The 12,828-nt window shown below is 71.9% G+C and carries 12 protein-coding genes and 2 pseudogenes; 11 read left to right on the top strand and 3 right to left on the bottom strand.

Features of this window, described 5'->3' with window-relative positions; all coding sequences use genetic code 11:
* The 11 genes and pseudogenes from murD to QQK49_RS10145 all read left to right on the top strand — a co-directional run bounded on the left by murD (position 1) and on the right by QQK49_RS10145 (position 10,586).
* Positions 1-1,488, top strand: coding sequence for a UDP-N-acetylmuramoyl-L-alanine--D-glutamate ligase (gene murD / locus QQK49_RS10190; RefSeq protein WP_284303812.1), 1,488 nt, complete (start codon positions 1-3; stop codon positions 1,486-1,488).
* A gap of 56 nt (positions 1,489-1,544) precedes the next feature.
* Positions 1,545-2,867 carry a putative lipid II flippase FtsW gene (gene ftsW / locus QQK49_RS10185; RefSeq protein ID WP_284303811.1) on the top strand — a complete coding sequence of 441 codons (1,323 nt, stop codon included), beginning with the start codon at positions 1,545-1,547 and terminating at the stop codon, positions 2,865-2,867.
* A 40-nt stretch (positions 2,868-2,907) separates the two neighbouring features.
* Positions 2,908-4,008, top strand: coding sequence for a UDP-N-acetylglucosamine--N-acetylmuramyl-(pentapeptide) pyrophosphoryl-undecaprenol N-acetylglucosamine transferase (locus QQK49_RS10180; RefSeq protein ID WP_284303810.1), 1,101 nt, complete (start codon positions 2,908-2,910; stop codon positions 4,006-4,008).
* Entirely contained in the window at positions 3,947-5,458 is a 1,512-nt protein-coding gene (murC, locus tag QQK49_RS10175) for a UDP-N-acetylmuramate--L-alanine ligase (RefSeq protein ID WP_284303809.1), read from the top strand. Before QQK49_RS10180 ends, murC begins: the two co-directional genes overlap by 62 nt.
* Positions 5,455-6,414 carry a cell division protein FtsQ/DivIB gene (locus tag QQK49_RS10170; RefSeq protein WP_284303808.1) on the top strand — a complete coding sequence of 320 codons (960 nt, stop codon included), beginning with the start codon at positions 5,455-5,457 and terminating at the stop codon, positions 6,412-6,414. Before murC ends, QQK49_RS10170 begins: the two co-directional genes overlap by 4 nt.
* A 287-nt stretch (positions 6,415-6,701) precedes the next feature.
* Positions 6,702-8,051, top strand: coding sequence for a cell division protein FtsZ (gene ftsZ, locus QQK49_RS10165; protein ID WP_284303807.1), 1,350 nt, complete (start codon positions 6,702-6,704; stop codon positions 8,049-8,051).
* Positions 8,052-8,058: 7 nt separating this feature from the next.
* Positions 8,059-8,280: pseudogene (locus QQK49_RS22795) on the top strand (laccase domain-containing protein); the annotation flags it as partial.
* A 65-nt stretch (positions 8,281-8,345) separates the two neighbouring features.
* On the top strand, positions 8,346-8,834 hold the full coding sequence (locus tag QQK49_RS10160; RefSeq protein ID WP_348536157.1) for a purine nucleoside phosphorylase YfiH/LACC1 family protein: 489 nt from the start codon (positions 8,346-8,348) through the stop codon (positions 8,832-8,834).
* Positions 8,831-9,516 (top strand): annotated as a pseudogene (locus tag QQK49_RS10155) (YggS family pyridoxal phosphate-dependent enzyme). The gene QQK49_RS10160 and the pseudogene QQK49_RS10155 overlap by 4 nt, the downstream one beginning before the upstream one ends.
* A 101-nt stretch (positions 9,517-9,617) precedes the next feature.
* A complete protein-coding gene (locus QQK49_RS10150; protein ID WP_284303806.1) occupies positions 9,618-10,268 on the top strand; it encodes a cell division protein SepF in 651 nt (216 codons plus the stop codon).
* 21 nt (positions 10,269-10,289) lie between these two features.
* Positions 10,290-10,586 (top strand): YggT family protein, encoded by a 297-nt coding sequence (locus QQK49_RS10145; RefSeq protein ID WP_284303805.1) that lies wholly within the window; start codon positions 10,290-10,292, stop codon positions 10,584-10,586.
* Between the two features lie 49 nt (positions 10,587-10,635).
* Here QQK49_RS10145 and QQK49_RS10140 read toward each other — a convergent pair whose 3' ends face one another.
* The 3 genes from QQK49_RS10140 to QQK49_RS10130 form a co-directional block, all read right to left on the bottom strand.
* Entirely contained in the window at positions 10,636-11,034 is a 399-nt protein-coding gene (locus QQK49_RS10140; RefSeq protein WP_284305981.1) for a hypothetical protein, read from the bottom strand.
* A 172-nt stretch (positions 11,035-11,206) separates the two neighbouring features.
* Positions 11,207-11,953 (bottom strand): RICIN domain-containing protein, encoded by a 747-nt coding sequence (locus tag QQK49_RS10135; protein WP_284303804.1) that lies wholly within the window; start codon positions 11,951-11,953, stop codon positions 11,207-11,209.
* 194 nt (positions 11,954-12,147) lie between these two features.
* Positions 12,148-12,801 carry a Crp/Fnr family transcriptional regulator gene (locus QQK49_RS10130; protein ID WP_284303803.1) on the bottom strand — a complete coding sequence of 218 codons (654 nt, stop codon included), beginning with the start codon at positions 12,799-12,801 and terminating at the stop codon, positions 12,148-12,150.
* Between the last annotated feature and the right edge of the window lie 27 nt (positions 12,802-12,828).

Here is a 12,828-nt window from a genome sequence, read left to right as displayed (position 1 = left end):
GTGCGGGGAGAACCCGCCGGCCGCTCGGGTCCGCTGGACCACCGCGGCGCCGACTGGGCCGGGTTGCGGGTGCTCGTCACCGGGCTCGGCGTCAGCGGATTCGCCGCCGCCGATGCGCTGCTCGAACGTGACGCCGTCGTGCGCGGCGTCGACGCGAGCACGTCGGAGGGCCTGGCCGAGCGCTGCCGCATCCTCGAGGTGCTCGGCGCCGAACTCCTCATGGGTGAGGCCGGCGAGGCCGCGCTGGAGGACCCCGCGGGTCTGCTCACCGACATCGACCTCGTCGTGACCTCCCCGGGCTGGCGCCCCACGAGCCCCGTGTTCGTCGAGGCCGACCGGCGCGGGATCCCCGTGTGGGGCGAGGTCGAACTCGCGTGGCGCATGCGGCCCGAGGGTGCGGCGCCGTGGATCACCATCACCGGGACCAACGGCAAGACGACGACTGTTCAGATGCTCGCCTCGATCTTCGCCGCGGCCGGTCTGCGTTCGCGCAGCGTCGGCAACGTCGGCACGCCGATCATGGAGGCCGTCCTCGACCCGGAGCCGTACGACGTGCTCGCGGTCGAACTCTCCAGCTTCCAACTGCACTGGCAGCGCTCGATCTCGCCGGTCGCCTCCGCCTGCCTCAACGTCGCGCCCGACCACGTCGACTGGCACGGCTCGCTCGAGGAGTACCGCGCCGCCAAGGGGCGGGTGTATCAGAACACCCACGTCGCGTGCGTCTACAACGTCGCCGACCCGGTCACCGAGGAACTCGTGCGCGAGGCCGACGTCGTCGAGGGATGCCGGGCGGTCGGGTTCACCACCGGGGTCCCGTCCCTCTCGATGGTCGGAGTCGTCGACGACGTCCTGGCCGACCGCGCCTTCGTCGAGAACCGTCGGACCTCGGCGGCCGAGCTCGGCACGATCGAGGACCTGCGCCGCGGCAGCGTCGAGCCCGCGCCCCACGTCATCGCCAACGCCCTGGCCGCGGCCGCCCTCGCCCGGGCCGCCGGCGTGAGCGCCACCGCGGTGCGCGACGGGCTGCGGGCGTTCACCCCCGAGGCCCACCGCATCGCCGAGGTCGCGGTCACGGGTGGGGTCACCTGGATCGACGACTCCAAGGCGACCAACCCGCACGCCGCGTCCGCCTCGCTGCGGGCCTTCGAGAACGTCGTGTGGATCGCCGGCGGGCTGCTCAAGGGCGCCGACGTCGACGATCTCGTGCGCGAGAACGCCGGCCGTCTGCGCGGCGTGGTCCTCATGGGCCGTGACCGCGCACGCATCGCCGAGGCCCTCGCCCGACACGCCCCGGACGTCCCCACGATCGACGTCGAGGCCACCGACACTGGGGCGATGGCATCGGTCGTCGAGGCCGCGGCCGGGCTCGCGCGCGAGGGTGACGTCGTGCTCCTCGCCCCCGCGGCGGCGTCGATGGACATGTTCCGCAACTACGAGGCCAGGGGCGATGCGTTCGCCGAGGCCGTCAGAGCCCGGTCGGGCGCCTGAGCGACCGCAGGCCGGGAACGCGCACGGGTATCGAGAGCGATCGGAAGGGGTGAGCGGTGAGCACGTCCACGCGACGTCCGACGACCTCGGCGGCGGCCCGCCGCCGAGCGGGCCACGACGACGAGGAAGGGCCCCCGGAGCAACACCCGTTCTGGGCTCGGCTCGAATCCCCGCTGTCGACGTACTACCTGCTCATCGCCGTGGTCTCGAGCCTGACGATCATCGGACTGGTCGAGGTGCTCTCGGCATCCTCGGTGGCCTCCCTGGTGGCCCGTGACTCCTCGTACTCGCTCTTCGGACGTCAGGCGATGTTCGCGGTCCTGGGCGGGATCGCAGCGCTCATCGCCTCCCGCATCCCGGTGCTCATGTGGCGCCGTCTCGCGCTGCCGATCTTCCTCGCCGCGGTGGCCCTGCAACTCCTCGTCTTCGTGCCCGGTCTCGGTCGCGACGTCGGCGGCAACCGCAACTGGGTCGACATCGCCGGCATCGGACTCCAGCCCTCCGAGCTCGGCAAGGTCGCCCTCGTCCTTATTTGCTCCCTGACGCTGGCGACCAAACGGCACCGCATCCACCAGTGGCAGCACGTCATCGTCCCGGCTCTCGTGCCCTTCGGTGGCGTCGTGGTGGGACTCGTGCTCCTCGGGCGCGACCTGGGCACCGCCCTCGTCCTCATCGCGATCATCGCCGGCATCATGTGGGCGGCCGGGGTGTCGTGGAAGCTGTTCGCCGGGGTCGGCGTGCTCGGCGCGGCCGGCGTCGCGGCCCTCGTCGCGTTCAGCGGCAACCGCATGTCCCGCATCGACCAGTGGCTCAACTGCACCGACGTCCACCAGTGCTGGCAGACACGGCACGGCCAGTTCGCCCTCGCCGACGGCGGGATCATCGGCCGCGGGCTCGGTCAGAGCGTCGAGAAGTGGCTGTGGCTGCCCGAGCCGCACAACGACTTCATCTTCGCCATCATCGGTGAGGAACTCGGCCTCTGGGGCACCCTGCTCGTCATCGTGCTGTACGCCCTGCTCGCCCTCGCCTGCTACCGCGTGGTCATGCACAGCGACGACCAGTTCGTGTGCCTGGCCACCACGGGCGTCATGGTGTGGATCGTCGTCCAGGCCATGATCAACATCGGCTCGGTGATCGGCCTGCTGCCCGTCATCGGTGTGCCGTTGCCGCTGGTCTCCTACGGCGGGTCCGCACTCGTCACCAACCTCGGGGCGTTGGGCATGGTCATCGCCTTCGCCCGCAGCGAACCGGCGTGCCGTCAGGCCCTCGCCGGCCGCCCCGGCCTCTGGCAGCGCACGGGACGGGCGTGGCGTGAGCGAGACGGCCTGCGGATGCCGTCCCTGCCCCGGCCCCGCACCTCGAAACGAAAGGACCGATGATGCGATCCGTCGTCCTCGCAGGAGGGGGTCGGCGGGGCACGTGTCACCGTTGCTGGCCCTCGCGGACTGCCTGCGCCGCCGCCACCCCGAGGTGGAGATCACGGCTCTCGGCACCGCCGCCGGTCTCGAGTCGCGGCTCGTCCCGGCCCGCGGTTATCGGCTCGAGACGATGCCCAAGGTCGTCTTCCCCCGGCGTCCAGGCACGGACGTGTTCTCCCTGCCGGGCCGTCTCGGCGGGGCCGTCCGCGCGGCCGACCGGGTCGTCGCGGGTGCGGACGTCGTCGTCGGGTTCGGCGGCTACGTCGCCAGCCCCGCCTATCTCGCGGCCCGTCGCCGCGGCATCCCGATCGTCGTGCACGAGCAGAACGCCCGGCCCGGGCTGGCGAACAAGCTGGGGGCCAGGCTCACCCGCCACGTGGGGGTCACGTTCGACTCCACCCCGCTGCCGCACGCTCAGGTCGTCGGGATGCCCCTGCGTCGCGAGATCGCCGACCTCGACCGCTCGGCGGTGCGCGAGCCGGCGCGCGAGTCCTTCGGCCTCGACCCCCACACCCCGACGTTGCTGGTCACCGGCGGGTCGCTCGGTGCCAAGCGGCTCAACGACGCGTTCGCCGTCGCCGCGCCGCAGATCCGTGCGGCCGGTGTCCAGGTCCTCCACCTGTGCGGGCGGGGCAAGGAGTTTCCGCCGCCGATCGGCGAAGGGCCGGCCTACGTCGTCCGCGAGTACGCCGACCGCATGGAGCTGGCCTATGCCGCAGCCGATCTCGTCGTGGCGCGGTCGGGGGCCAACACGGTGTGCGAGCTCACCGCCGTCGGGTTGCCCGCCGTGTACGTGCCGCTGCCGATCGGCAATGGCGAGCAGCGCGTCAACGCGACCGACGTCGTCGGGGCGGGCGGTGGCCTCCTCATCGACGACACCGACCTGACGCCGGCGAGGATCCTCTCGGACGTCATGCCGCTGATCACCGACGCCGACCGGGTGCGCGACATGGCGGCCGCTGCGGCCTCGTGCGGGCGGCGCGACGCCGACGAGATGCTCACCGACATGGTGGAACGGGCCGTGGCGCAGGGGGACGGCGATGACCGACCTGCCGTTCACCACGCGCTTCGACCTCGGCGTCGACGTGCCGCCCGCCCGTGAGCTCGGCCGCATCCACGTGCTGGCCGCCGGGGGAGCGGGCATGTCGGCGATCGTCCGGCTGTTCCTCGACGGCGGCCTCGTCGTCAGCGGCTCCGACGCCCAGGACTCGGCGGTGCTGGACTCCCTGCGTGAGCGGGGCGCCACCATCCATGTCGGCCACGACCCCGCCCACGTCGCGGGCGCCGACACCGTCGTCGTGTCCTCGGCGGTGCGCGAGGAGAACGTCGAACTCGCCGCCGCCCGGACCGCCGGGATACGCATCCTGCACCGCTCCCAGGCCCTGGCGAGTCTCATGAGCGGACACGCCCGCGTGGCCGTGGCCGGCGCCAACGGCAAGACGACGACCACCGCGATGCTCACCGTCGCGCTGCTGGCGGCCGGTGCCGACCCGTCCTTCGCCATCGGCGGCGAGCTCGTCGGCCTCGGGGTCAACGCCCGCCTGGGCTCGGGCGAGGCGTTCGTCGTCGAGGCCGACGAGAGCGACGGCACCTTCCTCGCCTATCGCCCCGACGTCGCCGTCATCACCAACGTCCAGCCCGACCACCTGGACTTCTACGGCACGTTCGACGTGGTGCGCGCCGCCTACCAGATGTTCGCCGAGAGCGGGTCGGCGCGGTTGCTCGTCACCTGTTCCGACGACCCCGGCGCCTGGGATCTCGCCTGTGCCCGGCGGGAGGCCGGTGCGCTCGTCGTCACCTACGGCACCGACGACCGGGCCGACCTGCGCCTCGTCGACGTCGTGGGCGAGGGGCTGTCCGGACGCGCCCGCCTCGCGGTGCGCGGTACCGACTCGCCCGTCCTCGAGGGCGCCGAGCCGGGGGAACGGGCCCGGGCCGCAGTCGAGGCCCTCACGACCCTCGACGGACTGGGGCTCGAGGTGGCGCTGCCGGGCGTGCACAACCTGCTCGACGCCGCCGCCGCGCTGCTCGCGGCCGTCGTCGGTCTCGGTGCCGACCCGCAGCAGGTCCTCGCCGGTCTGGCCGGATACAGCGGGACCCGTCGCCGGTTCGAGGCCAAGGGCGAGGTCGGCGGCATCCGCGTCGTCGACGACTACGCCCACAACCCGGCCAAGGTCGAGGCCGTCGTCGCGGCCGGCCGTCAGGTCAGCGCGCCCGGCCGGCTCGTCGTCTGCTTCCAGCCCCACCTGTTCAGCCGCACCCGCGACTTCGCCGACCGCTTCGCCCAGGCGCTGTCCGGCGCCGACGTCGTCGTCCTCACCGACATCTACCCCGCCCGCGAGGACCCGATGCCCGGGGTGAGTTCCGAGCTCGTCTCGGCTCCGCTCGCCGCCACCGGCACGACCGTGCACGACGTCGTCGGGTTGGACGCGGCCGTGGCCCGCCTGCGCGACGTCGTACGACCGGGTGACCTCGTCCTCACCGTCGGGGCCGGATCCGTGACGACCGTGGGGCCGCGTCTGCTGGAGGAGCTGGCGGGAGTGAGCACGTGAGTTCCTCGACCGCGCCCACGCGGCCGACCCGGCGTCGCCTGGCCCGGCTGACCGCCTGGGTCGCGCTCGCGATCGTCGTCGCCGCCGGCGCGGTGGCCGCGCTGCTATGGTTCGCCCCGTTCCTCCGGGTGGAGCAGGTGGAGTACCGGACCGACCCGTCCCGGATGGGTGCCCTGCAGCAGGCGGCGCCGGTCACCAAGGGTGAGCCTCTAGTTCAGGTCGATACTTCTCGGGTGCGCGACGCGGCGCTCTCGACGCGCCTGTTCAGTGCGGTGACCGTCTCCCGCGCCTGGCCGTCGACGCTCGTCGTCGAGGCGACGCCGCGGGTTCCGGTCGTCGCCGTCACCGGTCCCGGGGTCACCGGGTTCCACCTCGTCGACGCCGACGGCGTGGCCTTCGAGACGGTGAGCTCGGTGCCCGACGGCGTCCAGAGCGCGACCACGGCCGACCCCAAGAACCCGACCATGCTGCGCGCCCTGGCCTCCGTCGTCGCCGGCCTCACGCCCGACCTGCGCACCTCGGTCGAGCAGGTGCGGATGAACGCCGCGGGCACGATCACCCTGACCGTCGACGACGTGGACGTGACCTGGGGCGATGCGAGCGACAGCCGCCTGAAGACCGCCGTCGTCCGTGACCTCGTCGAGCGGGAGGGGGTCGCGCGGATCGACGTCTCCGCACCCATGGCGCCCGTCACCTCCGCCGACCGTGACACGGCCCCGACGACACCGGCAGGGCAGGCGGCCACCCGCTCACCAGGCAGCTCACCGAGTGCCCCGAGCACGCGGGGGACGCGGACGCCGCGCACCGGCGGGGGGACCGGCACGCCGAGCGCGGCGTCCACCGACGAGGCGGACTCCACCGCGGGCACCGGGGCCGGAGAGAGTGGGACGAGGCGGGGAACGCCCACCGACACGTCGTCCCGCACCCCGGGAGGCTCCGGTACCCGAACCGGTTGACCTGCGGGCCCCTCCCGGCAGCCGACTCGCGGGGCGGGAGCCATCGCCCCGACGATCGGTACTGCTAGACGTCAATGAGAGGTCAAGGGTTGGGAAAGTCCCCCCGGGATGGCAGGCTGGGCCACCGACCGTCCATTACGATGGGCGCGGACAGTAGTGAGTAACGCTGCGACTCGCCGGAGATCGGCACGTGAGCCGAACCTGCGGTCCCAGCTCATATCGTGGTTCCGACACCTCGTGTGTCGATCCGCACGACCGAAAGATCGTCTTCAGGAGAGGCCCCCGTCGTGGCAGCACCGCAGAACTACCTGGCCGTTATCAAGGTCGTCGGCATCGGTGGGGGCGGTGTCAATGCCATCAACCGGATGATCGAGGTCGGCCTGAAGGGCGTCGAGTTCATCGCCATCAACACCGACGCGCAGGCCCTGCTCATGAGCGACGCCGACCTCAAGCTCGACGTGGGCCGTGAGCTCACGCGTGGGCTCGGCGCCGGCGCCGACCCCGAGGTGGGCAAGAAGGCGGCCGAGGACCACGCCGAGGAGATCGAGGAGGCGCTCAAGGGCGCCGACATGGTCTTCGTCACCGCGGGTGAGGGTGGTGGAACCGGTACGGGTGGAGCGCCGGTCGTCGCCAAGATCGCCAAGTCCATCGGCGCGCTCACCATCGGCGTCGTCACGCGTCCGTTCACCTTCGAGGGTCGCCGTCGCGCCAACCAGGCCGAGTCCGGCATCGGCGCGCTGCGCGAAGAGGTCGACACGCTCATCGTCATCCCCAACGACCGACTGCTGTCGATCAGCGACCGCGCGGTCTCCATGCTCGACGCCTTCCGCAGCGCCGACCAGGTGCTGCTCTCCGGTGTCCAGGGCATCACCGACCTCATCACCACCCCGGGTCTGATCAACCTCGACTTCGCCGACGTCAAGTCGGTCATGCAGGGTGCGGGTTCGGCACTCATGGGTATCGGGTCGGCCCGCGGCGAGGATCGTGCCGTCCAGGCCGCCGAGCTCGCGATCAGCAGCCCGCTGCTCGAGGCCAGCATCGACGGCGCGCACGGTGTGCTCCTGTCGATCCAGGGTGGCAGCGACCTCGGTCTGTTCGAGATCAACGAGGCCGCCCGCCTGGTGCAGGAGGCCGCGCACCCCGAGGCCAACATCATCTTCGGTGCGGTCATCGACGACGCCCTCGGCGACGAGGTCCGCGTCACGGTCATCGCCGCCGGGTTCGACGGTGGCAGCCCGCAGCGGCGCACCGACGACCGTCAGCAGCAGCAGGGCGGTGCCGCTCAGCCGCAGCAGCGTCAGCAGCAGATGCCCCCGCAGCAGGGTCGTCAGATGCCGCCGCAGCAGCCGCAGGGTCAGCCGCGCGAGGGCCTGGGCCAGCCGGTCATGCCTCGCCAGGGTCAGGTGCCCCGTCAGCCGGAGCCGCAGGAGCGCCAGCCGCAGCAGGTCCAGCCGGCGGGCGTGCAGCCCGGTCACGAGCCGATGCCGCAGCGTCAGGCCCAGCCGCGTCAGCACCCGGCGCCCCAGCGTCAGGCACAGCCGGCGCAGGGTGGCGGTCAGCAGCAGCCCGGTCGTCCGCCCCGCACGGTGACCTTCGACGAGGGCGACGACCTCGACGTGCCCGACTTCCTCAAGTAAGCGGTCCGTGTTCGCGTGGCGTGCGCAGACGGAGTGTCCATCCCGCGAGGGTGGTGACACCCGGGCGCACGCCACGCGTGCGTTCGTGGACCGGGGCTTCACCGAGGCCGCCCCGTCGGTGGGTGTGTCCACGGGTGACTTCGCCGGCCTGAACCTCGGTGGTCACGTGGGCGACGACCCCGACGCGGTCGAGGCCAATCGGCGTCTTCTCGCCGCCGACATCGGTGTTCCCCGTTCCCACCTTCTCTTCATGAATCAGGTGCACGGCGCCGACGTGGCCCTCGCCACCGGCCCGTGGGAGGGGAGGCGCCTCGCGTCGACGCGGTCCTCACCACCACTCCCGGCCTGGCGCTCGGTGTGCTCGTCGCCGACTGCACCCCGATCCTCCTGGCCGATCCCGAGGCCGGAGTCGTCGGGGCCGTGCATGCCGGTCGCCCGGGACTCGTCGCCGGGGTCGTCGACGCCGCCGTCTCGGCCGCGCGCGATCTGGGGGCGACGCGGCTCACCGCCGCCGTCGGGCCGAGTGTCTGCGGCCGGTGCTATGAGGTGCCGGAGGCGATGCGGGAGGAGGTCGCGGCGGCCCACCCGGTGTCGGCCACGGTGTCCTGGACGGGCACACCCGCCCTCGACGTCGCGGCCGGCGTCGTCGCGCGACTGAACGCCCTCGACGTCGACGTCACGTGGGTGCCGGGGTGCACGCGGGAGTCGGCGCGGTTCTACAGCTACCGCCGTTCGGCCCGCACGGGACGCACCGCCGGTGTCGTGTCGGTGTGGTCGCGGTGAGTGATCGGCGCGCCGAGCTGGCGCAGAACCTGACCGCCCTCCGCGAGCGCATCGCGGCGACCGGCGCCGACCCCACGGTCATCGTCGTCACCAAGTTCTTCCCCGCCTCCGACGTGGCGTCGCTGGTCGAGCTCGGGGTCACCGACATGGGTGAGAACCGCGACCAGGAGGCCTCCGCCAAGGTGGCCGAACTCGAGGAGCTCGGATCCCGCCCGGAGCGGGTCCATTTCATCGGGCAACTGCAGACCAACAAGGCCGCCTCGGTGGCCGCCTACGCCGACGTCGTCCACTCGGTCGACCGGGTCAAGCTCGTCGGGGCCCTGGAGAGGGGGCGCGTGCGGCCGGTCGCGAGCTGGAGGTGCTCCTGCAGGTCGACCTCGAGGTCGACAGCGACGGCCGCGGGGGAGCGGCGCCGGATCAGCTCCCCGCCCTGGCGGAGCGTGTCGCAGGCAGCGACGTGCTCACCCTGCGGGGCGTGATGGCGGTCGCGCCGCTGGGCGCGGACCCCGACGAGGCCTTCACCAGGCTCGCCGACCTGCACCGACGTCTCCTGCTCGACCACCCGGACGCGACGTGGATCTCGGCCGGGATGAGCGGCGACCTGGAGGCCGCCCTGGCCCATGGCGCGACTCACGTGCGTGTCGGGTCCGCAATCCTGGGCGGTCGACCACCGGCCCGCTAGCGTGGGCCCCAACACGGCCGACTTCGCGCACCCGCGTCCTCACGCGGGCCCCGAGGCCGTCCCCGACACAAGAGAACGAGCATGCAGGTGGGAGCACACTGATGGCTGGAGCACTGCGTAAGGCCTGGGTGTACCTCGGTCTGGCCGACGAGGAGGACCGCGAGGTGCGCTACGAGGACGAGGACGCCCCCCGGGTCGTCGAACGTCACCGTGTCGAGGACGTCGACGCGCGCGACGGTGAGCGCGAGCCCCGCACCGAGCGGCGCGAGGCCGTCCGTGACGAGCCGCGCCGGGCGCCCCGGGAGGAGGATCACGACACCGGTACCGTGATCCCCGCACCCGTCGCGCGTGAGCGTCGCGGGTCGCACGTCGCTCTCGCCCCCGTGGAGGAGCGGCGCAGCGCGGAAGTCACCCCGTTTCCGCGCCGTACCCCGGTGAGTGAGGTCGTGAAGGACGTGGATGTGTCAGGTGTTCACCGGATCTGCACGATCCACCCGCGGACGTACAACGAGGCCAAGAAGATCGGCGAGACCTTCCGTGAGGGCACCCCGGTCATCATGAACCTGTCGGACCTCGACGACGCCGACGCCAAGCGGCTCGTCGACTTCGCCGCCGGCCTCGTGTTCGGCCTGCAGGGCACGATCGAGCGGGTCACGAACAAGGTTTTCCTGCTGTCCCCGGCCAACCTCGAGGTGACCTCGAGCGACGGCGACGGCACCCGTGTACGCCGCGGGCTTTTCAATCAGAGCTGACCGACCGCGATACTGGACCACATGGCACCTCTGCTCGCGATCCTCGTCACCGTTCTCAACCTCTACCTGTTCGTTCTCATCGCGCGTCTCGTCGTCGACTGGATCCAGGTGTTCGCGCGCGACTGGCGGCCCACGGGTTTCGTGCTCGTCATCGTCGAGGGGATCTACACCCTCACCGATCCGCCCCTGAAGGCGCTGCGCAAGGTCATCCCGCCGTTGCGGCTCGGCGGAATCGCCTTGGACCTCGCGTTCATCGTGCTGTTCATCGGCCTGTCGTTGCTGATCAGCGTCCTCAGCAGGCTGGCTCTGACCGTCTGAGACTCTCCGCTGTCCTGGGAGGCTGCGTGCGCAGCCTCCCAGCGGGACATCAGCGCTTGGTGTGCACCACCTGGTCGACCTGGCTGCCGCCCGTGGCGGCGTCCTTCTTGTCGCGCCGTTTCTCCTTGAGGGACTTGGTGCTCTTCTTCGACATCGACTGTCGAGGTGACTTGTCGGACATGGTCCATCTCCCTTTGAGAGCCGCGCGGCTCCATCTGTCGACGGTACGCCGCGCCTGGCCCGAAGTCACCCGAACGGGCGTCGGGACCTGAGCGGCGCGCGCGTCCGGGGCTCTGACGAGCCACGATTCCTCGATGTGGCGTGCGGTCTCGCGCAGATGCCGGTCGACGCGCGATGACCGTGAACCCCCGACCATCGTGGGATCGACCTCGCCCCGGTAGCCGGCGACGAGCTCGGCGGCCTCGAGCGCCTTGACGCGGCGCAGCACGCCGGAACACCCCACCGGCGCTGTGGTCGACGTAGCGCAGTTTCGACGGTGCCCAGAGCAGGCCGACGGGGTGCGCGGCATGATGAGCGGCGCGCACCCCGTGGGTGGGAAGGTCGGCACATGGCTTGTGCCCGGTGTCGGCCTCCCGGTGCCCGGCAGATCGGTCTTTGTGTCAGTCGGCGCGGTTCTGGCCGTGACGCAGGATGTCCCACGACTGGTTTCCGCCGAAGCGGCCGGCCGTCGGCAGGCAGCGGTACTGCTGGATCGCAGCTCGTTCAGGCGGGGTGTAGCCGCGGGGGTTGTTGGCGTCGAGGCACTTCCCCGTCTTCCGGTTGATGAGTCGCATGTAGGTCGATCCGGGGACGGTGACGCCGTTGACGACGGATTTCGTCGGGATGCGCTGCAGACGCCACTGCGAGGGGGTGTAGCCGGTGTTGCAGTAGGGGTGCTGGACGATCCTCGTCCCGTCCTTGTAGGCGCCGGTGCGCCAGTCGAGCATGAGGCACTGGCCGGAGTGGCGGACGCGGATGCGGTAGTACCCGTCACCGGTGGGCAGGAGGTCGACGAGCTGGGCGGTGGAGCCCGTCCTCGGCCACAGCCACGTGCCCGTGCCGACGGCGGTGCTGCCCCCGACGACGTCGACGGCGAGGTTGCTGAAGGTGTTGACGATCTGGACGGGGGCCGCGACCAGGCGGAGCTGCCTGAGCTGACGAGGTGCCGGCGGCGGCGGTGCCGGGGCGGCGCGCAGGAGCGCGGCGGCCGAGCTGCTGCTCGTGGCGGGTGTGGAACCCGTGGCCGAGCCGAGTGCCTGGGCCTGTGCGGGGGCGGGGCCGAGGGTGGCTCCGGCCAGCAGCGCGGTGAGGGCGACCGAGGTGAGGGCCCCTGCCTTGGCCAGACGTGGGCGGGTGATGGTGTCCATGAGTGTTGCCTCCCGTGATGTGCACTCCCGGTGCGTCCGGGTGTGCACTCACAGTGCGGCCGTGTACCCCTGCCGCGGCATCGTCACGAATCCGCTTACGGTGTCAGGGAGCTGACAGACAACGCCCCAGCGATGTGCCTCGGCCGGACGATGTCGCCGGCGCCCTCGCCGGGTCGCCCGCGCGAACCGTCCTGCTACCGCGCGCGACGGGCGAGACCCGAAGGGTCCTCGATGCGGATCCGGCCTCGCGACATCGTCACGAGCCCGTCGCGCTCGGCGGCGCGCAGCACCTGGTTGGCGGTCGGACGGGTGGTGCCCGCCATGCTCGCGAAGACGTCCTGCGTCAACGGGATGACGGTCCCGGCCCCACCGTCGCCGTAGAGCCGGGCCATCGCCAGGACTCGCCGCAGCACCCGCTTGTCGACGGCGACGTAGAGCGCCTCGACGAGCCGGGCGTCCTGACGCCGGATGTAGCGGGCGAGCTGGTCGACGAGGTAGCGGTCCATGGCCGGCAGGGTGGCCCGCAGCCGCAGGAAGTCGGCCTTGCCGAGCACGAAGGTCTCGACGGGGTCCAGCGCCGAGACCGTCGCCGAGCGCTCGGACTCCTCCCGCAGCAGCGCGATCTCCCCGAAGCTCGACCCCGGTCCGAGCACCGTGAGGATCGCCAGATCACCTGAGCGCGTGGTGATCTGCACACTCACGTGGCCGCTGAGGACGAGGTGCATGGAGTTGGCCGCGTCTCCGGCGTGGAAGACGACCTCACCGCGGCGGAAGTGCCGACGCGCGCCGACGTCGCGCAACCGGTTGCGGGCGGCGTCGTCGAGGGCGGACAGCAGTGGGAAGTCCACCCTTCGGATTGTCCGCCCGGGGGAGCG

Origin of the sequence: Mobilicoccus caccae (assembly GCF_030161635.1) — a bacterium.
In the GTDB taxonomy this organism is placed as follows: domain Bacteria; phylum Actinomycetota; class Actinomycetes; order Actinomycetales; family Dermatophilaceae; genus Mobilicoccus; species Mobilicoccus caccae.
This window is presented reverse-complemented; position numbering and strand designations above follow the sequence as displayed.